Here is a 20,651-nt window from a genome sequence, read left to right as displayed (position 1 = left end):
CGATGGACGATCAGATGGGTGACGCCTTCGGCGTGCGGGTGGCGGGACTGCCGGCCGACGGGCTGGAGGAGTTGCGGTTCACGCGCACCTGGGCGCTGGTGGACGAGATCCTCGCGGAGGACCACGCCGAGGCGGGACGCGGTCACCACGGCGAGCCCGGCGACGAGCCGGACGACGACGACCAGGACGACGAGCCGGACGGCGGCCCGTACGGCGCGGGCGGACACAGGTTCGGCCGCGACCCGTACGGCGCGCCGGTCGAGGAGGGCGACGACGGCGACGGCTGGGCCGACGAGGCGCCGGGCGCGCTGGCCGAGGCGCTGGCGGCCGAGCTGGCCGACCGGGCCGACGCGCTGCGCTCCCTGGGCGGCGACGACGCGTTCCTGCGCGGGCTGGCCTGCGCCAGCCCCGGCCTGTCGGCCACGATGGAGAGCTGGCTGGCCAGGCCCGGCGCGGTGCCGAGACGGCCCAGGCTGGCACGCCTGGCCAGGAACGTCGCCCGCGCCGCTTCCACGGCCAGCCCGCACGCCGCGTTCACGATCAACGGGCTGGGCCGGTGGGCGGACACGGGACCGGCTCTGACCCCGGCCAGCGAGCTGCGCTGGAGCGCCGTGCCCGAGGTGGACCTCGCGACGGTGCGCCGCGTCTGGGCGGCGCTGGCCGAGCGGCCGGCGCTGCGCGAGGCCGTGCGGGTGCGGGTCAACCCCAGCCTGTGGCAGGAGGACGGCCGGCTGTGGTTCCTCGGAGCCGGGTCGCGCGCCGGAGACGGGGACGAGGGCGGGGGCAGCGGCGGCGGCCGGTCGGCCGGCGGTCCGTTCCGCGAGCCGGTCGAGGCCCCGGCGCCCGCCGCGGTCCTGGCCGAGCCGGCCGTCGCCGGGGCGCTGGCCTGGGTGCGCGCCACGCCCGAGCCGACTGTCGGGGCGCTGGAGCGCGCCGTCGCCGAGCCGGGCGTGGTGAAGCGGCTCCTCGACCTGGGGCTCCTGGAGCGGCTGCGGCCGTTCGCCGACCAGGCGCTGGACCCGCTCGCCGACCTCGCCGCCTGGGTGGAGGAGGTCCTGCCCGGCGACTCGCCGGACCGGCCGTGGCTGCCCAACGCGCTGCGCGAGGCCGTCGAGGCGACGTACGGCGAGCGCATCAGGCCCGTGGCCGGCTGGCTGCTCGCCCGGCTCGGCGACACGGTGGGGCTCGGCGAGCGCGGCGTCCGGCTGGAGACAGCCGTGTCGACGGCCCCGCCGGCCGTGTGCGGGCGGGCCGCCTGGCAGCCGGTGCTGCGCGACCTGGACGCCGTGCGCCGCCTGGCCGCCGTGTTCGACCCGGACCTTCCGGTCAAGCTCACCGCCGCCGAGCACTTCGTGGAGCGCCACGGGGCGGAGGCGTCGGTGCCGTTCCTGGCCTTCTACCGCGACGCCCCCGCCGCCTGCGCGGACCTGCGGGCGCTGCTGGACCGGACCGGCCCGCCCGGCGGCTCGCCGGGACGCCGGGTGGCCCGGCTGCGGCGCGAGACCTGGAACGCCCTGTACGCCTCGCCGCCCGACGAGCGGGGCGTGCTGGTCGCCGACCCGGACATCGTGGAGAAGATGGCGGTGTCCTGGCCCGCCTACGTCCGCCCGCCCGGCTCCATCACCTGCTACGGCCACCTGACGGCGGGCCCGGAGTTCGTGCTGAGCACGGTCACCACCGGCTACGGCCGGGGCGCCGGCAGGACCCGCCACCTGCTCGCCCGCGCGGGCGTGAGCGTGCCCGACGGGACGCGGCAGCCGGTGGCCGAATGCCTGGGCAGCTTCGGCAACCACCTGAACCTGCGGCCCGCCTCGGCCGTGGGTGTCGACTACCCGTTCACCGTCACGGACGGCGCGGAGCTGTCGCTGACGGACCTGCGCGTCTCGTACGATCCCGGCACGCTGCTCCTGGTGCTGACCGGCGCCGACGGCGAGCCGGTGCGGCCCGCCCACCTCGGCATGTCGGCGCCGCGCGCGCTGCCGCCGGCCTGGTCGTTCCTGGTCCGGGTGTTCGGCGAGCCGATGGGGCTGGCGCCGGTGCCGTGGCGTTCGGCCGCGGCCGTCGACGAGGTGCAGGCCAGGCCGCGGCTCCAGCTCGGCCGGGTGGTGCTGGCGCGGGCCGGCTGGCGGATGCCGGTAGCCGAGCTGCCCGTGCCGTACGAGGGGGAGAGCGACGCGGCGTTCGTGCTGAGGACGGCGCGCTGGCTGGAGCGGCACGGTATCCCCCGGCGGTTCTTCGTCCGCTTCGGCTCGGGGCGGCGCGCGGCCCGCAGGCCGTTCTACGTGGACGTCACCGACCACTTCCTGCTGCTGGCGATGGCCCGCTCGGCGGCCGGCAAGGACGGGAACGTGGTGCTGGAGGAGGCCCTGCCGGACCCGGCGGACGCCCCTTCCTACGGGGTGCACGGCAGGCGGGTCACGGAGTACGCGCTGGACGTCTCAGGCTGAGGTGCGCCGGGGCCGGAGGTCCGTCAGCGACGGCACGACGCGCATCGTGCGCAGGAACACCGCCCCGAGGAGGGCGCCGGAGAGCAGGGGCAGGCCGTGGTTGTCGCCGATGACGGCGAGCGCCACGGCCCCCGCGAGCAGCGCGCCGGCCGCCAGTCGCGGAGGCGCGGGGAGCCCGGCGCGGCCGGTCAGCACCCAGACGGCCAGGCCGCCGGCCAGTCCGGCGACGGCGACCGAGCTGCCCGCGCTGTACTGGCCGGTCAGGTAGCCGACGGCGTTGCCGGCCAGGGCGCCGGCCGCGTACAGGACGGCCCAGCGGAGCCGGCCGAGGACCCGCTCGGCGGCGGCGCCGACCACCAGCAGCATCAGCCCGTTGAAGACGACCTGGTGCCAGCCCTCGGGGTTGACCAGGATCGGGCTGGCCAGGCGCCACCACTGGCCGTGGAAGAAGCCGGGGGTGCGGGCGAGAGCCTGGGTGAAACCGGGCAGCAGCACGCCGAGGGCGGTGGTCACGGCGGTGACGCCGAAGACGGCCCAGGTGAGGACGGGGCGGGCCCCGGGATGCCGGGGGAAGACGAGATTCACGAGTGGTCCTTCCATGGCTCCTCCCATGATGGGGGCGCCGGGCATGGTCAGGCGGCGGGGACGAGCTCCTCCTGCGGGGCGGTCCGCGCCCGGCCGGCCGCGCGCAGCAGCGCCGCGCAGAGCAGGGCGGCGGTCATGACGGCCGCGGCCACCGCGAACACCACGTCGAGCGAGGAGACGAACGCCCCGACGGCGGCCGGGTGCGTGGCGAGGTCCGCGAGGTCGAGCCCGCCCGTCTTCTCGGCGAGCACGCGGGCCAGCAGTGAGCCGAAGGCGGCGGACCCGAGGGCCATGCCGAGGTTCTGGAACCAGCGGATGCCGGTGGTCGCCACGCCGAGGTGCGCGGCCGGCGCCTGCTGCTGGACGAACGTGATGAGCTTGCCGAGGAGCTGGCCGAAGCCGAGACCGACCAGCAGGAGCGCGGCCCGCACCAGCCACAGGGAGGTGTCCTCGCGCAGGAACGCGAGCCAGACGAGGGCGAGCGCCGTGGCGGACGTGCCGGCCACGAGCGAGGCGCGGACGGAGGCGTTACGCCCGACGAAGCCGGACGCGGTCAGCCCGATCGCCATGAAGACGAGGTAGCCGGCGGCCCCGGTGGCGCTGACCCCGCGCGCCACCTGGAGGTAGAGCATCAGGTAGATCATGGTGCCGACCATGGCGACGCTGCACAGGATCTGCACGAGGTAGGCGCCGCGCAGGCCGCCGACGCGGAAGAGGCTCAGGGGCAGGATCGGGTGCGCCGCCGTGGCCTGCCGCCGGACGAACAGCGCGAGTGACACGACCGCGGTGGCGCCGAGGCCGAGGATCATCGGCGAGCTCCAGGCGTACTCGGTGCCGCCCCAGTCGCAGACCAGCAGCAGCGAGCCGGCGAAGGCGGCGGCGAGCACGGCGCCGGCGACGTCGATGGAGCCCCTGGCGGCGTGCCGGGGGATGCGCACGGCCCACAGGGACCCGCCGATGATCAGCACGGTGATCGGGAGGTTGACGAGGAAGGCCATCCGCCAGTTCCCGTGGTCGGCGAACAGACCGCCCACGAGCGGGCCGACGGCGAAGCCGATGCCCCCCACGAGGCCGGCGAGCGCACTGGGACGGCCGTCGTCGCCGGGCTCGCGCAACTGCGCTATCAGCACCATGGTGACGCTCATCAGGCCGCCCGCGCCGATGCCCTGCACCGCGCGGAAGGTGATGAGCTGGGACATGCTCTGCGCCAGGCCGCACAGCAGCGAGCCGGCGGCGAACGTGCCCACCGCGCCGATGAAGACCTGCTTGGCGCCGAGCGCGTCGCACAGCCGGCCGTACAGGGGGAGCACCGAGGTGGCGCCGAGGGCGAAGGCGGTGACGAGCCAGGCGACGTGGTCGAGGCCGCCCGCGGGGTCGAGCTCGCGGACGATCGGGACGATGGCCGAGGAGACGATGTTCTGGTCGAGGACGGCGACGACGATGGTGAGAAGGCAGAGTACCTGCGCCACGCCGCGCTGGGTCTTGGTCATGGCGATACTCTAGGACGAAATTTACACCAAGACAACTTTTTAACTTGGTGTATTCTTGCGCCATGGAACTAGGCTTGCGTGAGTTGAAGAAGCAGCAGACCCAGCGCTCGTTGTGGCGGACGGCGATCGAGCTGTTCCTGGAGCGCGGCTTCGACAACGTGTCGGTGGCGGAGATCGCCGCGGCGGTCCAGGTGTCGAAGAAGACGGTCTTCAACTACTACGCAACGAAGGAGGACCTGGTCCTCTCCCCGATGGAGGCGCACGTGGACGACGCCGCCCGCATCGTGCGGGAGCGCGCGCCCGGCGAGACGGCCGTGGCGGCGCTGCGCCGTCACTTCCTCGCCATGCTCGCCGAGCGCGACGCCTCGACGGGGCTCAACGACACGCCGGAGGTCCTGAGCGTCATGCGGCTCATCCAGAGCACCCCCGCGTTGCAGGTCAGGGCGTTCGCCTTCCACCGGCACGCCCAGGAGCTGCTGGAGCGCGAGCTCGCCGCGCAATCCGGGCGCGACGACGTGACGGCCCGCGTGGCGGCGGCGCAGATCATCTACACGCGCGCCGCCCTCGTCACCGAGAACCTGCGCCGCCTGTTCGCCGGCGAGCCGGCCGACGCGGTCTACCCCGACGCGTCGGCCGACGCCGAGCGGGCCTTCGACCTGCTGGAGAAGGGGCTCGGCGACTACTGCGGCGGCCCCTAGCGGAGGCTGTCCGCCAGCAGGCCGAGCAGCGGCTCGCGCCGGTCGCACCGCTCCAGCAGGAACGAGTCGGCCAGCGCCACCAGCTCGTCGTCGCCGAGGCCCCTGAACAACTCGGCGTACTCCGGCAGCAGGGCCTGCGCGATGAGGATGTGCCTGACGAGGTCGTCGGTCTGGTACCGGGCGCCCCACGGGTAGGGGTTCCAGCCGGGGGCCTCGGTCTCGACCAGCCGGTGCAGCGGCGCCAGCTCGCTCGCCGTCTCCTCCATGGTCGAGCCCCACCGGTCGGCGCCCAGCCGCCGCTTCTTCTCGATGAACGGGCCGAACCGCTCCAGGTACGGCCCCCGGGCGCAGACCAGACCCTGCAGGCCCACGTCCTTGTACGTCCACAGCGACCAGCCGGCGTCGTACCCGTCGTAGATCTCCAGCTGGTCCCGCAGGATCTGGTAGCGCTGCCGGTCCGTGTCGGGGTCGCCGGTGTAGACGGGCCCGAACTCGCCCACCCACAGCGGCGTCCCCGTCTCCCGCTGGAACCGCGAGCGCCGCTCGAAGGCCCGCTCCAGCTCGCCCCGGTCGCACCACTCGCCGCGCGTGTACCCCGGGTACGGCCCGCCGTGGGCGAACCCGGCCAGGGCGTAGTCGTGGCAGACGAACACCGTGTTCTCGTACATCTCACGGAAGACCGTGAAGTCCGTGGCGTAGGTGTTGCCGTCGAGGAACAGCACGTGGCGCGGGTCGGCGGCGCGCAGCGCCTTCACCAGCCGGTCGTAGAACGGCCCGACGACCTTGCCCGACGGGTCGCCCGGCTCGTTGACCGGGTTGTAGCCCGCCACCCACGGATGGTCGCGGTAGTGGTCGGCGATCGCCTCCCACAGGTGCACGACCCGGTCCTGGAAGTGCCGGTGCTGCCACAGCGCCGCGACGTGTGTGGGGTTGTCGGAGTGCCAGTGCTGGTTCTGCGAGCCGGGCAGGGCGTGCAGGTCGATCACGCTGTACAGGCCGTGCGCGCCGAGCGCGTCGATCACCCGGTCCAGGTGCCGGAAGCCGTCCTCGATGATCTCGAACGGCCGGTCGTCGGACTCGAAGTGCCGGTAGTTGACCGGGATGCGCACGCAGTTCATGCCCAGCCCCGCCAGCAGCGCCGCGTCGTCCTCGGTGAAGAACGAGCCGAGCAGCCGCTCGAAGAACAGCGCCGCCCGATCCTCGCCCAGCACCTCGCGCACGGCCAGCCGCATCGACGACTCGTTGGCGGGGTACCCGGTGATGAAGTTCTCCATGTTGAGCCAGCCCCCGAGTCCCACGCCGCGCAGCCGCACCGGCGTGCCGTCGGAGGTCAGGAGCCGTGTTCCGGACACATGCAGCATGGTCACCCTTTCGTCGCGCCCGCGGTCAGTCCGCCGATGAGGTGCCGCTCGGCGACGGCGTAGAAGCCCAGCGCCGGCAGCATGGCCAGCACCAGGTAGGCGAGCACCCGCGCGGTGTCCGAGGCGTACTGGCCCTGGAACTGCTGCACGCCCAGCGGCAGCGTCCACGCCGACTCGTCGCTGAAGACCACCAGCGGCAGCATGAAGCTGTTCCAGCTCCCGACGATGGCCAGGACCGAGACGGTGGCGAGCGCGGGGCGCGCCATCGGCAGCAGGATGCGCCAGAAGAACCCGAACGGCGTGCAGCCGTCGATGGTGGCGGCCTCCTCGACCTCGCCGGGGATGCTGCGGAAGAAGCCGCGCAGGATGATGATCGTCAGTGGCAGCCCGAAGGCGGCCTGGGTGAGGATCACCCCGAGCGGGTCGTCGATCAGCCCGAACGTACGCAGCAGCACGAAGATGGGCAGGATGGCCACGGCGAACGGGAACATCAGCCCCACCGTGAAGACCGTGAACAGCAGCTCCCGGCCCCGGAAGGCGAAGCGGGCGAAGACGTAGGCCGCCATCGCCGACAGCAGCACCACGATCACGGTCGTCGCCACCGCGATGAACGTGCTGTTCCAGAGCTGGCGCCAGAACGACCCCGAGCCGAGCACGTCGGTGTAGTTGCCGATCACCCACGGGTCGGGCAGGCCGAAGGCGTTGGTGGAGAGCTGGTCGGTGCTCTTGAATCCGCCGAGCACCGCGTACACGACCGGCACGAGGATGAACGCGCCCACGATCCAGGCGACGGCGTGCAGGGGAAGGGTGTTGCGTCTCACCGGTGGTCTCCCATCGACGTCGTCGCGCCCTCCAGGTCGCGCCGCATCACGAACCGCTGGTAGAACAGCGCGAAGACGAGGCTCAGGCCGAACATCACCACGCTGATCGCGCTGGCGTAGCCCACCTGGTTGCGGCCGAAGCCGAACTCCATCATCGTGACCGCCATGGTCTCCGAGGCGTGGGAGGGGCCGCCCTCGGTGAGGATCCAGACGAGGTCGAAGAGCTGGATCGTGTAGATGACCGACAGGAACACGCTGATCCGGATCGTCGGGCCGAGCAGCGGCAGGGTGACGTGGCGGAACACCTTCCACGGCGTGGCGCCGTCGATCTGCGCGGCCTCGATCAGCTCGTCCGGGATGTTCTGCCGCCCGGCCAGGTAGATCATCATGTGGAACCCGAAGTACTTCCACGTCATCACGAGGAACAGCGACGGCATGACGGTGCCCGTGTCGGCCAGCCACTCCGAGTCCAGCCCGACCACGCCGAGGATCTGGTTGGCCAGGCCCGCGTCGGGCGAGAGCAGGAGCGAGAACAGCACGCCCGTGATGACCTCGGACAGCACGTACGGCGCGAAGAAGACCAGCCGGTAGACGGCCCTGCCGCGGACGCGCTGGTGCAGCAGCATGGCGATGGCCAGCGAGAACGGCAGCTGCACGCACAGCGACAGGAGGATCAGCAGGACCAGGTGCCACACGTCCTGCCGGAAGACCTCGGTGCCGAACAGCCGGGTGAAGTTGTCCAGGCCGACGAAGTCCGTGGGCAGGCCGCCGAAGCCGTTCCACTTGAACACGCTCGCGTACAGCGCGACCGCGATCGGCGCCACCACGAGCAGCAGGAACAGCACCAGGGCGGGCAGGACGAACAACGTCATCGTCACCCAGGGCCGGCGCGGGCGCCCGGGCGGCCGCGCGCGGGCCGGGAGCGCGGGCGCCTGCGGCCCTCGCGTCAGCGTCGTCATTCGCTCTTGGCCACTTCCGTGATGGCCTCGACGACCTGCTGCGGCGTCTTGGTGCCGCCGATGAGCTGGGCCACGCTGTCGTTCACCTCCGCGCCCACCGCGGGCGGGTACGCCTGGTCCAGGTAGAGCTGGAACCCGGTCGCGCCGGCCAGCGACTCCGCCACGATCTTGAGGTTCGGGTCCTTGACGGAGCTCTCCTCGCCTTGGAGGACGGGCAGCACCCCGCCCGCCTCGACCGCCCTGCTGTGGTTGGCCATGGCGGTGAAGAACTTGACGAACTCGACGGCCTCGGGCGGCGCGTCGGCGCCGACGGCCAGGCCGCCACCGCCGCCGAACGCCTCGGTGACCGTCCCCTTGCCGCCGTCGACCGCGGGGAAGGGGAAGAAGCCGAGGTCGTCGCCGAGGCCCTTGCCGGACGACTTCTGCACGGCCGGCGCCCACTGGCCCATCAGCTCCATGGCGGCCTTGCCGTTGGAGACGGACGCGGACTGGCCGTCGGGCGTGGAGTAGCCGGCCCCGAGGAAGCCCTTCTGGAACGGCTGCAGGTCGGCCAGCGCCTTGAGCTGCTGGCCGGCGGCCACGAAGTCGGGGGTGTTGAAGTTCTTGTCGACCGCGGCCTGGTGCATGGCCGGCACGCCGCCGATGCGCATGGCGAGGTAGGCCCAGTAGTAGTGGCCAGGCCACTTCTCCTTGCCGGCCAGCGCGATCGGGGTGGTGCCGGCCGCCTTGAGCTTCCTGACGTCGTCGAGGAGCTCGGCCCAGGTGGCGGGCGGCTGCTGGATGCCGGCCTTGGCGAAGAGCTTCTTGTTGTACCAGAAGCCGACCATGCCGATGTCCGTCGGCAGGCCGTACGTCTTGCCGTCGAACTGGTAGGCGGTCAGCGACGCCTTGGTGAAGGTGCCGAGGATGGGGGCGACGTCGGCGGAGATGTCCTTGACCAGGCCCGCGTCGATCTGCTGCTGAAGGACCCCGCCGCCCCACGAGGCGAACACGTCGGGTGCCTTGCCCGACTGGGTGAGCGTAGTGATCTTGGACTTGTACGCCTCGTTCTCCAGGACGGTGGCCTTGATGGTGACGTTGGGGTGCGCGGCCTCGAACTCCTTGGCCCGCTGAACCATGATCGTCTTCATCGGTTCGGTGGTGGACAGGTGCCACAGCTCGAGCGTCACCTTGGCGGGGGAGCCCGCAGTGCTCTTCTGCGGCTCGGCGGCGCCGCCACCGCCGCCACTGCAGCCGGTGACGAGAACGGCCGTCGCGATCAGCAGGAAACCACGTTTCATAGGGGTTCTCTCCTTCAGGCCGAAAGTTTCGTGAAACCCCCCGATAATTTCGTTGCCCGGAGCATAGGTAAACGGCCTGTTACGCGTCAATAGCAGGAACGGGAGCATCGCGGTGCCGAAAGTTTCGGTACACTTTCGAGCATGTCAGCGAAGAGACGGGTGACGATCGCCGTGATAGCCGAGGAGGCCGGGGTGTCCATCCCCACGGTCTCCAAGGTCATCAACGGCCGTCCCGAGGTCGCGCCCGCGACCCGCTCCCGCGTCGAGCGGCTGCTCCAGCAGCACGGCTACCAGCGGCGCGCCAGCGCCGGCGACACCCACGCCGGGCTGGTGGACCTCGTCTTCGCCGAGATCGAGTCACCGTGGGCCATGGAGATCGTCCGTGGCGCCGAGAGCGCCGCCCACGAGGCCGGGTCCAGCGTCGTCATCTCCGTCCTGCACACCCACGCCGGACCTGGACGCGACTGGATGGAGCGCCTGGCCGGTCGCCGCACCGACGGCGTCGTCATCGTCGCCTCACGCCTGTCGGCCGGCGTGCAGGACCAGCTCCGCGCCCGCTCGCTGCCGTTCGTCGTCGTCGACCCCGAGGGCGAGCCCGCGCCCGGCGTCGTCTCCGTCGGCGCCACCAACTGGAACGGCGGGCTCGCCGCCACCCGCCACCTGGTCGAGCTGGGCCACCGCCGCATCGGCGTGATCAGCGGTCCCGCCGACATGCTGTGCAGCCAGGCCCGCATCGACGGCTACCGCGCCGCCCTGGAGACCGCCGGCATGCCGGTCTCGCCGGAGCTGATCCGGCGCGGCACCTTCCTCGTCGACTCCGGCCACGACAACGGCCACGCCCTGCTGTCCCTCGACGACCCGCCCACGGCCATCTTCGCGGGCAGCGACCTGCAGGCGTTCGGCGTCTTCGAGGCCGCCCGGCAGCGCGGGCTGCGGGTGCCGGAGGACCTGAGCGTGGTCGGCTTCGACGACCTTCCGCTCGCCCGCTCGGCCTGGCCGCCGCTCACCACCGTCCGGCAGCCGTTGCAGGAGATGGCCGCGCTGGCCGCCCGCACGGTGCTCGCGATGGGACGCGGCGAGGTGCCGGAGTCGCGGCGCGTGGAGCTGGCCACGGAGCTGGTCGTCCGCGAGAGCACCGCGCCTCTTCGCCGCTGACCCGGCGGGATCGGTCAGGGCCGGAGGAACAGGGCGCGCCTCGTCTCCGTGCCCACCACGCTGCCCACGCACCGGTAGAAGCGCGCCCCCGCCGTGAACTGGGCCGCCGACGGCGGCATCACCTCCGACTCCAGCTTCCGCCCGGCGCGCTCGGCCGCGGCGTTGCGCGTGGCCAGCATCACCCGCGGGGAGCACACCCGCTTCACCGTCGGGTGCCTGGCCAGGTCGTGCTGGTCGTACGTCATGGAGTCGTCCGGTATCGGCGCCACCGCGTACGTCTCCCAGGAGTGCGTCTCCTCGCAGCCCACCCGCCGGGCCGTGGTGTCGCCCGCGATGATGACGAGGCCGCCCCAGCACTCGGCCTCCTTCACGCATGCCGCGCCGGCCGCCGCTGCCGCCGCCGGGCAGTCCTCGGTGTAGGTGTCCAGGCCGCTGAGCGGGCCCTTGGCGGGGCGTCCGGTCGCCGGGGCCGTCCCGGTGGGCCCGGTCCTGGACGGATCTGTCCCGGTCGGATCGGTTTCGGACGGGTCGGCCGGGGCGGTGGCCTGCCGGTCGGACGGCTCGCCGGTGACGCGGTCGTGGACCACGACGCCGACGGCGGTCGCGGACACGACCGCGAGGACGGTCACGAGCGTCAGGAGCAGTTTGGAGGCGCCGAGCCGGGCGGGCGCCTCGGTGTCGGCCTCGCGGCCGCCGCGCCGCCGGTGGCCTGTTCCGTCGTCCGCCGCGTGCGCCGGACCTGGACCGGGTCCGTGGGGCGCGGGATCGCGGGGCCCGTACGCGGGGTCGTCCGTCCTGTGCGCCGGGCCATGAGGAGCAGCCGGGACGTGCGCGGGCCCCGGGGACCCTGTGCCGAGGGACCCTGTGCCGAGGGGGACGGAGCCGAGGGGATGCGAGCCGAGGGGAACCGAGCTGGGGGGAACCGAGCCGAAGGGGGCGGCGGCGAGGGGGACGGCGGCGAGCTCGTCACGGAAGGTGGCCGCGTCCGGGGTGCGCTCGCGCGGGTCCGACGCCAGCGCCCGTCTCAGCACCGCCGTCAGCTCCGGCGGCACCCCCGGCAGGTCCGGCACCGGCAGACGGTGCAGCGCCAGGATCACCGCCAGGTGCGGCACGCCGCTCTCCGGGAAGCGCGGCGGGCGGCCCGACATGAGCGCGTAGACGGTCGCCGCGAGCGAGTAGACGTCACCGGCCGGGGTGGGCCCGGCCAGCTCGAACGCCTCCGGCGGGGCGTAGGCGGGCGTCAGCGACTCGCGGGTGACCGAGGCGTCCAGGCCCGGCGCGGCCCCGGATGCCGGCATCGTGGCCAGCCCGAAGTCGGACAGCGCGACCTGGCCGTACCGGTTGAGCAGGATGTTGGCGGGCTTGACGTCGCGGTGCAGCACGCCCTGCGCGTGCGCGGCGGCCAGCGCGCCGGCGATGCGGACGCCGACGTCGCGGGCGTCCGCCGGGGTGAGCCGCCGCCCCTTGAGCGACCCGCCGGGGCACAGCTCCAGCACCATGTACGGCCGGGCGTCGGGCAGCAGACCGGCGTCATAGACGGGCACCACGTGCGGATGACCGGACAGCGCGCCGGCGGCGGTGACCTCGCGCATGAAGCGGCGCCGGTCCCGGTCGGAGAGCAGGACCCGGTTGTCGACCTTGAGGGCGACCTCCCTGCCCACGGCCGACTGCAGGGCCCGGTAGACGACGCCGAAGCCGCCCTGCCCCAGCACGCCCCGGATCTCGTACCCGGGGACGGATAATTCCGACACGCGCGGAAGCGTAGCGCGTGCGGCCAGGCGTCCGAGTTTTCTGGTCGGCTACCGGGGCAGCCGGTACGACATGCTGCGAAACCTGGTGAACGGAGCCGTCGGGGGAGCCCTGGCCACGGCGGCGATGAGCGCGGTCATGGTGGCGGGCGAGCGCGCCGGTCTGATGGGGGACCAGCCGCCCAAGCGCATCGTCCGCGCGATCCTGCCCGGCCACCGGCACAGGAGCAAGCCGGGGGAGGGCGTGCTCGGCGCCGTGGCCCACTTCGGGTTCGGGGTGGGGTCCGGGGCGCTGTTCGGCGCGCTCGCCCGCGGCCGTCGCGCCCGGGTGCCGCTCGGCATCGCGTACGGCCTGGCGATCTGGGTGGCCAGCTACGCCGGATGGGTGCCCAAGCTGGGCACGATGCCGCCGCTGCACCGTGACCGGCCGGGCCGCCAGGCGGTGATGGCCGCCGGGCACGTCGTGTACGGCGTGGCCCTGGCCAAGGCCCTCAACCGCCTCGATCACCGTACCTATCACAGCACCGATCACAGCACCGATCACAGCACCGGCGCGGCCTGACGGCCGCCGGTGGCCGGGGCAGGTGGGGGCGGGTAGGGTCGGCGCACGTGAGCACCGAGTTGGAGCGGCTGACCGCACGGCTGCGCGCGTTCGCCGAGGCCCGGGACTGGGAGCAGTTCCACACCCCCAAGAACCTCGCGATGGCGCTGGCCGGCGAGGTGGGCGAGCTGGTGGCCGAGTTCCAGTGGCTCACCCCGGCAGAGTCGGCGAGCCTCGACCCGGCCACCCTCGACCGGGTCCGCTCCGAGCTGGGCGATGTGACCGCCTACCTGGTGCGCTTGGCCGACGTCCTCGGGATCGACCTGGTGGAGGCGGCGGGCGCCAAGCTGGACGAGAACGAGCGCCGCTACGACCCCGGCCGCTACCGCGGCTCGGCCAGGAAGGCGCCCCCGCTGTCCTCCTGAGCCGAACCCAACAGGGCTTCGGATGCTCTTCTCGCCGGCTCAAGGTCCCCCTAAGGTGACGGGCATGCGATTCGGCGTGCTCGGCCCGCTGGCCGTCTGGACCGACGCCGGGGAGAGCGTGGCGATCCCCGGCCTGAAGGTGCGGGCGCTCCTCGCCGATCTCCTCGTCAGCGAGGGGCATGTGGTGTCGGCCGACCGGCTGGTCGACGACCTGTGGAGCGGCGAGCCGCCGGGCAACCCCGCCGGGGCGCTCCAGGTCCGGGTCTCCCAGCTCCGGCGGGCGCTGGAGGACGCCGAGCCCGGCGCCAAGAACCTCGTCGTCTCCCGCGCTCCCGGCTATCTCCTGAGCGCCGAGCCCGGAGCCGTGGACGCCGCCCGCTTCACCGGCCTGCTCGCGCGGGCCGAGGCGGCCGACGGGCCGCGCGCCACGGCCGCGCTGCTGTCGGAGGCTCTCGGGCTCTGGCGCGGACCGGCGTTCGCCGACTTCGCCGACGAGGAGTTCACCAGGTCGGCGATCGTCCGTCTGGAGGAGCAGCGGCTCGCCGCGCTGGAGCGGCACGCCGAGGCGCGGCTGGAACTGGGCGAGCACGGCCTGCTCGCGGGCGAGCTGGGTGAGCACGTCGCCCGCCACCCGCTGAGGGAGCGGCTGCGCGCCGTCCACATGCGCGCCCTTTACCGGGCGGGGCGGCAGAGCGAGGCACTGGCCAGTTACGCCGGGCTGCGCGAGCGGCTGGCCGAGGAGCTCGGCCTCGACCCCGGCCCGGAGCTGGCCGAGCTGCACCAGGCGATCCTCGGGCAGGACCCCGCGCTCAGCGCCGTGACCGAGCGCCCGCCCACCAACCTGCCCGCCCCCGTCAGCAGGCTCATCGGCCGCGACGACGCGATCACCGAGGTCGCCGCGCTGCTGGCGGACCACAGACTCGTCACGCTGACCGGCAGCGGCGGCGTCGGCAAGACCCGGCTCGCGCTGGAGGTGGCCCACAGCCTGTCCGGCGCGTACACCGACGGGGCCTGGCTGGTGGAGCTGGCCTCGCTCGACCGCGCCACGGGCTCGCCCGCCGAGGCCGTCATGGAGGCGCTGGGCATCCGCGAGGGCACCGACGGCGCGACGCCCGCCGCCCGGCTCGCCGAGGTGCTGCGCACCCGCGAGACGCTGCTGGTGCTGGACAACTGCGAGCACGTCGTCGACCGGGTCGCCGACGTGGCCGACGCGCTGCTGCGGGCCGTGCCCGGGCTGCGCGTGCTGGCCACCAGCCGCGAGCCGCTGTCCCTGCCCGGCGAGGTGCTGTGGAGCGTGCCGCCGCTCGACGTGCCCGACCTCACCGCCTTCGACGCCGTCCTCGGCGCCTCGCCCGGCGCCGCCCTCGCCGCCGCCGAGCGGTCCGACGCCGTCCGCCTGTTCGTCGCCCGCGCCGCCGCCTCCACGCGCGGCTTCACGCTCGACGCGGGCAACGCCGAGGCCGTCGTACGGCTCTGCCGCCGGCTCGACGGCATCCCGCTGGCGCTGGAGCTGGCCGCCACCCGCGTACGGGCGCTCGGTCTGCGCGGGGTGGTGGCGCGGCTGGACGACCGGTTCCGGCTGCTCGCCTCCGGGCACCGCGGCGCCCCGCCCCGCCAGCAGACGCTGACCGCGGTCATCGACTGGAGCTGGGAGCTGCTGACCCCGCCCGAACGGGTGGTGCTGCGCCGCCTGGCCGTCCACGCCGACGGCTGCACGCTGGAGGCGGCCCAGGAGGTCTGCGCCGGCGACGGGACAGGCCGGGACCGGATCGACGAGCTCGCGGAGATCGCGGAGCTCGACGTCCTCGACCTGCTCGCCCGGCTGGTCGACCGGTCGCTGGTGGTGGTCGTGGAGGGGGCCGCCGGCGTCCGGTACCGACTGCTGGAGTCCGTCGCCGAGTACTGCCTGGACCGGCTGGCCGACGCCGGCGAGCTGGAGTCCGTACGGCGGGCGCACGCCCGCCACCACCTGGCGCTGGCCGAGCAGGCCGAGCCCGCCCTGTACGGCCACGACCAGCGGGAATGGCTGCAACGGCTCGACGCGGAGGCCGCCAACCTGCGCGCGGCGCTGGAGACGGCGGCCCGCGGCGACGACGCCGGCACCGCGATCCGCCTGGTCAACGCGCTGAGCTGGTACTGGTACCTGCGTGGCAGGCCGGGCGAGGCCCGGCGCTCCCTGGAGACGGCGCTCGCCCTCCACGGCGACGCCCCCGGCCGGGCCAGGGCGGCGGCCTGGCGGGCCGGGTTCGCCCTCATGCTGGGCGACCAGGCGACCTGGGACACCGCCGCCATCGAGGACGCCCGCGACCGGGCCAGGGCCGAGCTGTTCCTCGGCATGGCCGTGGCCGACGTTCCGACGGCGCAGGCGCTGATGGGCGGCGCTCTGACGACGTTCCGCGCCATCGGCGACGAATGGGGCATCGCGACAGTGCTCAGCAAACGGGCCCGTGACGCCTTCACGCAGCGCGACGTGGTCGCCCTCGAACGCGACAGCGAGGAGAGCGTCCGGCTGTTCGACAAGCTCGGCGACCAGTGGGGACGCCTCCAGGCCCTGGAGTGGCTGGGCGGCCTGGCCGAGATGCGGGGCGACGGCGAAGGGGCCAGGCTGCTGTTCGAGGACGGGCTGCGGGTGGCCGAGGAGCTCGGGCTGTGGAACGAGGCCGCCCGCCGTACGGCCTGGCTGGGCTGGGGGGCGCTGCAGGCCGGAGCCTACGAGCGGGCGATGGAGTTGTGCGGCCGGGCACTGCGGCTGTCGGTCGAGCAAGGGTTCCGGGAGGGCAAGGTGATGGCCGAGATGGGCCTCGCCTTCGCCGCGCGCCGGGCGGAGCGGTTCGACCTGGCCGAGCGGCACCTGCTCCACCTGCTCGAAGGGGTGCCCCGCCACCCCGGCGCCGAGCCCGCGCTGCACCTGCCCACCACGCTCGTCGAGCTCGGATACCTGCGCGAACGGCAGGGCGACGCCGAGGAGGCCCGGAAGCTGCACCTGGAGGCGCTGGCCGCGGCCCAGAGGGTCGGCGACCCGAGCAGCGTCACGTTCGCGGTCGAGGCGCTCGCCGCCGCGCTGGCCGCATCCGGCTCGCCGGACCGGGCAGCGCGCCTGCTGGGCCTGGCCGCCGCCGCCCACGAGGCCGGCCGGACGCCGGCGACGCCGTCGCAGACGGAGGAGATCGACCGGGTCACCGATCGGGTGCGGGAGGCACTGGGGGAGGAGGGTTTCGCGGCCCTGTACGAGGAGGGCAGCCGCCTGAAGCTCGACGACGCACCAGGCCTCGCCCTCTGACCTTCACGCCTGGGCGGCCACGTACTCGGCCAGACGGTCGAAGAACTCGATCCAGCCGGCCTTGGCCTGCTGGGCGTGCTCCTCGTCGGTGTTGACGCCGAACTGGTGGAAGCGCATCTCGGTCCGGCCGTCCTTCCCGGTCAGCTCCAGCGTGGCCACGGAGGCGGGGCCGTCGCCGGGGTTGTCCGGGTCGCCGGTGGTGAACACCAGCCTGCCGGGGCCGTCCACCTCGCGGTAGGTGCCGCCGAGCGGGGCCTCGAAGCCGCCCTCGCCGACCAGGACCACCTGCCACACGCCGCCGGGCCGCAGGTCGACGACGATCCGCTCAACGGGGGCGGTGAAGGAGCGCGGCCCGAACCACCGGGACAGGCGCTCCGGCTCGGTCCAGGCGGCGAACACCGCCTCGCGGGGGGCGTCGAGGACTCGGGTGATCTCGTACTGCGCGGTCTGCGTGGTCATCGGGGTGCCTTTCTCCGGTGGTCGTCGGCTTGACGAGTTCCACGATGCCGGAGCGGCCTTACGGTCTCCTTCAGGTGCTCTTAAGACCCGTTCAGCCGGCTTCCACCATGGGGTCGGCGGCCAGATAGCCGGTGACGTCGGGGGCCTGCGGCCGGGCCAGCACGTGCTCCACCCAGGCCCGCCGTTCATGCTCGATGGCCACCAGGTGCCAGACGCAGCCGATGGGCGCGTCGAGCGGCAGCCTGCGCAGGTCGGTCGTGCCCGGCTCGGCCCGCCACAGCCGCTGGAACAGGATGTCGGACTGCCACCAGCACACGTTCGCCCACAGCGCGTCGGTGCCCCGGTCCACGATCACGAACGCCACCCCGCCCCCCTCGGGCAGCTCCTGCTCGACGGCTCGCAGCGCGGCCTCCACCTCGAAGTCGTCCGGCAGCTCCCCGCCGGCGGTGATCCCGACGACCTTCACGCTCCATCCGCCCACCATGGTCACGCCCAGGGACCGGGTCCGGCGCGGGCGGTAGGGGGCTCTCGGTGGCTCCAGTGCGGTCATGGATCAGAAGGTAGTCCTGGACGTGCCGGGACCAGAAGCCCGTTCGGCACTCTCATCCGAACCGTTGCGCGGACGCGGCGATCAAGAGTGGTAAGCAACCGTCCGTGATCTTTGCATGACTTAATTAGATCTTGTTGTCATTAGCGGCTCTGGGTCCTCGTCGTCCACCACGCCGGCTGTGCGAACGTCTCACCCTCAAGAAGTCGCAAGGTCACATCGCCCTGTTGTCCGCGTACAGTTGGACCGCAGAGTGAGTACGGGTACTCGTCGTCCGCTGTTCCCCGCCCTCGTGGCTGCGGTTGTCGGTCCTGCCTGGCAGCGCGCACCTCATGCGCGACGACGAACTGGACGAGTTGAAGCAGAATCTGCGCCCTTGGAACGACGCCGGATTCGAGTGCATCATGGTTTCCCGCGATGATCTTCAATCCGGTACGTTCGCGAGCGTTGCTTACGAACAGGATGGTCTTCACTGAGGGCAGCCGGCCTTGGGACTGCGCCTGCTCCACACCCGATCGCCAACGGCGACTTCAATGCGTACCGACGCCATCTACAACACCCGCCGTCGACACAGCGCCGCCGACGGGCAACCCCCGATCGTCTACGAGCGGCAGATCATGACCGCCCGAACAGCCAGTAAGGCGAAGCCTCAGAGGACCATCGCCGCATAACCGAGTCTCCACGCTTTCGGGGGATGGACACGAGCCACAGGCGAATGTCCTTGGTGGTGAGCCGGCTGAGTTTCTTCTTGATCAGGTGTGTTGGGAAGTAGAGGCGTAGGCAGGCGCGGTGACGACGGTTGGACCCCGGGTGTCCGGCCCGGCATGGTGGAGCGTGCCCGAGGAGGAGATGACCACCCAGGACGAGGACTGCTGGTGGAAGGCGAAAACCTGGCGCTACGAGCACATCGGAGACCCGATATGGCAGCGCCAGCGGAATGACGGCCACATGCTTGAGACGCCCCGAGCTGATCGGAAGCCCGCAAGGCTGGGAGCCGTGCCCGCGCAGAGAAAGTATCCCCAAGAGTCGCGTGATCGGGCCGTGGAGATGGCGTTCGAGTTATGCGGCGTGGGTGTCGGTGCCACGCAGGATGTACAGGTCATCGCCGAACACCGCCGAGATCTGGAGTTGCCCGCCGAGGGCCTGCACGTACCGGGCGATGGCCTCCACGGTAGACACCTCACCGCGTTCGATCTGGGAGATCCGGCTCTTGGTCACTCCCATCAGGTCAGCGACCTCGGTCTGTGACATGCCCAAGCTCTTGCGCCGTTCGGCTAGCCGGTAGCCATCGATGTAGGCCTGATTGCGTCGCCGGGCCTCAGCCACGGCCTCCTCGCCGCCGGAGGTGGCCACGATGTCGGCGCGGACGTCGCTCCACTTGGGAAAATTCGTCATCGGTCCTTCTCTTCCGCCTCGCGTTCGGTCAAGTACTCCGCAGACAGCTCTTCGGCGCGGGGGATGGTCCGCCGATACCAGCCCGACCAGTCACCGGACTTATCCCCGCCGACCAGCAAGATGGCCGACCGCCACGGATCGAACACAAACAAGATCCGGATCTCGGAGCTACCCGCCGAGCCGGGACGTAGTTTCGGATCTCCCACTCCTCCACACCCAGAAGTGTAGCAAATGCTTTACCTGGAGGGAGGGCTTCACGACGCCGAATCGCTGACGACAGTCGGTCCGGCTCGCCCTGCGGTGCCCGGCCCGCCCCGGCGGTGGGGCGGGTGCCGAGCGGTCCGAACTCGTCGAAACCAAGCGGGCGATGACCGACACGGCATTGCCACCGCCGAGGTCGGCGCGATCATCGCCCGCCGGCAGCGGACCGTGCTGGTCGTGCCGCGCCGCACGATCCGCTGCAGCTGCTGGCCTACGTGGTCCGTGAGCCTGCGGACCTCGACCGGTTGCGTCCCTCGGCCTCCCGCGTGCCGATCGAACGTGATCAGCACCATCCAACCGGGAGGGACGCCCTACGCGCCAACCAGGTGATCATTTCCGGTCAAAGCACTAGCGCACGGCTAGCCACACCTGGCCGGAGCCGCGTGTCCTGGACAGCTCCAGCCTCCAGCACCCCGGCTTGGGGAACACGAAGCCCGTTCCCCACTCCTCGCCCGGTCGTTTCCAGTTGGACCCGCCATGCTGCTCGGGTCCGAACGTCCGGCGGGCCCGCGTGCCGTCCGGCAGCGTGGCGGTGACCGTCAACGGCCCTTCACCGGTCATCCGCCACACGATCTTCACCTCGCGACCCTTCCGGAACGGCACCGGGGCGAACAGCAATCCCCACACCTCCGCGCCCCGGCCCTCACCCCGCACCTCCGGAAACCCGCCGTCGGACGTCAGCACCGGCATCCCATGACACCCCTTCCCCGCCCCCGCGACGGCCGGGCTGGTCCCGTCACTCGTCCCAGGAGTCGCCGCCTCGTCACTCGCCGTGGGGGTCGCCGCGGCGCCGCCATTGCCGCTGGGCTTCGCCTCCTCGTTCGAACCGGGAGTCGTCGCCGGGGCGGTCGCCGGCGTATCCGGGTCTCGCCCTGGACCGCCCGCCTTCTCGGCTCCGCCGGCCGTGCAGCCGGCGGCCAGCAGCAGAAGCGCTGCTCCCATCGCCGTCCATCTCATGAGGCCTCCTCACTCGCTCACGTCCCATACACCGGGAGGCGGCAGAAGGTTCCCGTCATGATTTATGATCGTAAAAGGAAATAAAGGATCACGCCGAGAGCAATGAGCCAGATAATTGCTCCTATCGCCCCGATGACCAGGCATCCGGCCACCACGGTGCGTTTTCTTCCTCGGTCGCCCCATTCCTCGCGACCGTGATCCGGGTCCATGGCAAGAGGCTACGCCGGCAGCTTTTACCATCG

Annotated in this window: 19 protein-coding genes; 7 read left to right on the top strand and 12 right to left on the bottom strand. The window is 72.5% G+C overall.

Translation table 11 applies throughout. From position 1 onward, the window contains the following. Positions 1-2 precede the first annotated feature (2 nt). On the top strand, positions 3-2,447 hold the full coding sequence (locus tag MTP10_RS13110) for a lantibiotic dehydratase (protein WP_310709400.1): 2,445 nt from the start codon (positions 3-5) through the stop codon (positions 2,445-2,447). Here MTP10_RS13110 and MTP10_RS13105 read toward each other — a convergent pair. Together MTP10_RS13105 and MTP10_RS13100 are read right to left on the bottom strand one after the other, a co-directional pair. After that, positions 2,439-3,047: a rhomboid family intramembrane serine protease gene (locus MTP10_RS13105; RefSeq protein ID WP_310709399.1), complete on the bottom strand. Its 609-nt coding sequence runs from the start codon at positions 3,045-3,047 to the stop codon at positions 2,439-2,441. The genes MTP10_RS13110 and MTP10_RS13105 overlap by 9 nt on opposite strands. A 32-nt stretch (positions 3,048-3,079) precedes the next feature. After that, entirely contained in the window at positions 3,080-4,522 is a 1,443-nt protein-coding gene (locus MTP10_RS13100) for an MFS transporter (RefSeq protein WP_310709398.1), read from the bottom strand. A gap of 74 nt (positions 4,523-4,596) precedes the next feature. On the opposite strand from MTP10_RS13100, the gene MTP10_RS13095 reads away from it, so the two are divergent. Next, positions 4,597-5,220 (top strand): TetR/AcrR family transcriptional regulator, encoded by a 624-nt coding sequence (locus tag MTP10_RS13095; RefSeq protein WP_310709397.1) that lies wholly within the window; start codon positions 4,597-4,599, stop codon positions 5,218-5,220. Here MTP10_RS13095 and MTP10_RS13090 read toward each other — a convergent pair. The 4 genes from MTP10_RS13090 to MTP10_RS13075 all read right to left on the bottom strand — a co-directional run bounded on the left by MTP10_RS13090 (position 5,217) and on the right by MTP10_RS13075 (position 9,641). After that, entirely contained in the window at positions 5,217-6,581 is a 1,365-nt protein-coding gene (locus tag MTP10_RS13090) for a cellulase family glycosylhydrolase (protein ID WP_310709396.1), read from the bottom strand. The two genes, MTP10_RS13095 and MTP10_RS13090, sit on opposite strands and share 4 nt — an antisense overlap. Positions 6,582-6,583: 2 nt before the next feature. Beyond that, on the bottom strand, positions 6,584-7,402 hold the full coding sequence (locus MTP10_RS13085; protein ID WP_310709395.1) for a carbohydrate ABC transporter permease: 819 nt from the start codon (positions 7,400-7,402) through the stop codon (positions 6,584-6,586). After that, complete coding sequence (locus tag MTP10_RS13080; protein WP_310709394.1) at positions 7,399-8,274, bottom strand: sugar ABC transporter permease; 876 nt, start codon at positions 8,272-8,274, stop codon at positions 7,399-7,401. Before MTP10_RS13080 ends, MTP10_RS13085 begins: the two co-directional genes overlap by 4 nt. An 83-nt stretch (positions 8,275-8,357) precedes the next feature. Beyond that, positions 8,358-9,641, bottom strand: coding sequence for an extracellular solute-binding protein (locus MTP10_RS13075; RefSeq protein WP_310709393.1), 1,284 nt, complete (start codon positions 9,639-9,641; stop codon positions 8,358-8,360). A gap of 141 nt (positions 9,642-9,782) precedes the next feature. On the opposite strand from MTP10_RS13075, the gene MTP10_RS13070 reads away from it, so the two are divergent. Next, positions 9,783-10,796, top strand: coding sequence for a LacI family DNA-binding transcriptional regulator (locus MTP10_RS13070; protein WP_310709392.1), 1,014 nt, complete (start codon positions 9,783-9,785; stop codon positions 10,794-10,796). A 14-nt stretch (positions 10,797-10,810) separates the two neighbouring features. On the opposite strand, the gene MTP10_RS13065 is transcribed toward MTP10_RS13070, so the two are convergent. Then, positions 10,811-12,547: a serine/threonine-protein kinase gene (locus tag MTP10_RS13065; RefSeq protein WP_310709391.1), complete on the bottom strand. Its 1,737-nt coding sequence runs from the start codon at positions 12,545-12,547 to the stop codon at positions 10,811-10,813. Between the two features lie 70 nt (positions 12,548-12,617). On the opposite strand from MTP10_RS13065, the gene MTP10_RS13060 reads away from it, so the two are divergent. The 3 genes from MTP10_RS13060 (at position 12,618) to MTP10_RS13050 (ending at position 16,790) form a co-directional block, all read left to right on the top strand. Continuing rightward, the gene (locus MTP10_RS13060; protein WP_310709390.1) at positions 12,618-13,106 is read left to right on the top strand and encodes a DUF6789 family protein; all 489 of its coding nucleotides are present in this window, start codon (positions 12,618-12,620) and stop codon (positions 13,104-13,106) included. 47 nt (positions 13,107-13,153) lie between these two features. Further along, the gene (locus MTP10_RS13055) at positions 13,154-13,510 is read left to right on the top strand and encodes a nucleotide pyrophosphohydrolase (RefSeq protein ID WP_310709389.1); all 357 of its coding nucleotides are present in this window, start codon (positions 13,154-13,156) and stop codon (positions 13,508-13,510) included. A gap of 64 nt (positions 13,511-13,574) precedes the next feature. Then, complete coding sequence (locus MTP10_RS13050) at positions 13,575-16,790, top strand: BTAD domain-containing putative transcriptional regulator (protein ID WP_310709388.1); 3,216 nt, start codon at positions 13,575-13,577, stop codon at positions 16,788-16,790. A gap of 3 nt (positions 16,791-16,793) precedes the next feature. Here MTP10_RS13050 and MTP10_RS13045 read toward each other — a convergent pair whose 3' ends face one another. Continuing rightward, a complete protein-coding gene (locus MTP10_RS13045; protein WP_310709387.1) occupies positions 16,794-17,249 on the bottom strand; it encodes an SRPBCC domain-containing protein in 456 nt (151 codons plus the stop codon). A gap of 91 nt (positions 17,250-17,340) precedes the next feature. Next, positions 17,341-17,799 carry a hypothetical protein gene (locus tag MTP10_RS13040; protein WP_310709386.1) on the bottom strand — a complete coding sequence of 153 codons (459 nt, stop codon included), beginning with the start codon at positions 17,797-17,799 and terminating at the stop codon, positions 17,341-17,343. A 329-nt stretch (positions 17,800-18,128) separates the two neighbouring features. Between MTP10_RS13040 and MTP10_RS13035 the strand changes: the two genes are divergently transcribed. Then, a complete protein-coding gene (locus MTP10_RS13035; protein WP_310709385.1) occupies positions 18,129-18,272 on the top strand; it encodes a hypothetical protein in 144 nt (47 codons plus the stop codon). Positions 18,273-18,855: 583 nt separating this feature from the next. Here the strand turns inward: MTP10_RS13035 and MTP10_RS13030 are convergent. The 3 genes from MTP10_RS13030 to MTP10_RS13015 all read right to left on the bottom strand — a co-directional run bounded on the left by MTP10_RS13030 (position 18,856) and on the right by MTP10_RS13015 (position 20,142). Continuing rightward, a complete protein-coding gene (locus MTP10_RS13030; protein ID WP_310709384.1) occupies positions 18,856-19,191 on the bottom strand; it encodes a helix-turn-helix transcriptional regulator in 336 nt (111 codons plus the stop codon). Continuing rightward, a complete protein-coding gene (locus MTP10_RS13025) occupies positions 19,188-19,397 on the bottom strand; it encodes a type II toxin-antitoxin system RelE/ParE family toxin (RefSeq protein WP_310709383.1) in 210 nt (69 codons plus the stop codon). Before MTP10_RS13025 ends, MTP10_RS13030 begins: the two co-directional genes overlap by 4 nt. Before the next feature lie 403 nt (positions 19,398-19,800). Continuing rightward, a complete protein-coding gene (locus MTP10_RS13015; protein ID WP_310709382.1) occupies positions 19,801-20,142 on the bottom strand; it encodes a hypothetical protein in 342 nt (113 codons plus the stop codon). Positions 20,143-20,651: the final 509 nt, after the last annotated feature.

The sequence above is a fragment of the Nonomuraea sp. 3-1Str genome, from assembly GCF_031570565.1.
GTDB lineage: Bacteria > Actinomycetota > Actinomycetes > Streptosporangiales > Streptosporangiaceae > Nonomuraea.
Note: the sequence above shows the minus strand (reverse complement) of the source record. Positions and strands in the feature narration are given on the sequence as shown.

Bases quoted from the DNA above. Each gene is read 5' to 3' on its own strand.
- MTP10_RS13110 (WP_310709400.1), top strand. From the start codon at position 3: ATGGACGATCAGATGGGTGACGCCTTCGGCGTGCGGGTGGCGGGACTG.
- MTP10_RS13105 (WP_310709399.1), bottom strand. From the start codon at position 3,047: ATGGAAGGACCACTCGTGAATCTCGTCTTCCCCCGGCATCCCGGGGCC.
- MTP10_RS13100 (WP_310709398.1), bottom strand. From the start codon at position 4,522: ATGACCAAGACCCAGCGCGGCGTGGCGCAGGTACTCTGCCTTCTCACC.
- MTP10_RS13090 (WP_310709396.1), bottom strand. From the start codon at position 6,581: ATGCTGCATGTGTCCGGAACACGGCTCCTGACCTCCGACGGCACGCCG.
- MTP10_RS13080 (WP_310709394.1), bottom strand. From the start codon at position 8,274: ATGACGTTGTTCGTCCTGCCCGCCCTGGTGCTGTTCCTGCTGCTCGTG.
- MTP10_RS13075 (WP_310709393.1), bottom strand. From the start codon at position 9,641: ATGAAACGTGGTTTCCTGCTGATCGCGACGGCCGTTCTCGTCACCGGC.
- MTP10_RS13070 (WP_310709392.1), top strand. From the start codon at position 9,783: ATGTCAGCGAAGAGACGGGTGACGATCGCCGTGATAGCCGAGGAGGCC.
- MTP10_RS13060 (WP_310709390.1), top strand. From the start codon at position 12,618: ATGCTGCGAAACCTGGTGAACGGAGCCGTCGGGGGAGCCCTGGCCACG.
- MTP10_RS13050 (WP_310709388.1), top strand. From the start codon at position 13,575: ATGCGATTCGGCGTGCTCGGCCCGCTGGCCGTCTGGACCGACGCCGGG.
- MTP10_RS13045 (WP_310709387.1), bottom strand. From the start codon at position 17,249: ATGACCACGCAGACCGCGCAGTACGAGATCACCCGAGTCCTCGACGCC.
- MTP10_RS13040 (WP_310709386.1), bottom strand. From the start codon at position 17,799: ATGACCGCACTGGAGCCACCGAGAGCCCCCTACCGCCCGCGCCGGACC.
- MTP10_RS13035 (WP_310709385.1), top strand. From the start codon at position 18,129: ATGCGCGACGACGAACTGGACGAGTTGAAGCAGAATCTGCGCCCTTGG.
- MTP10_RS13030 (WP_310709384.1), bottom strand. From the start codon at position 19,191: ATGACGAATTTTCCCAAGTGGAGCGACGTCCGCGCCGACATCGTGGCC.
- MTP10_RS13015 (WP_310709382.1), bottom strand. From the start codon at position 20,142: ATGCCGGTGCTGACGTCCGACGGCGGGTTTCCGGAGGTGCGGGGTGAG.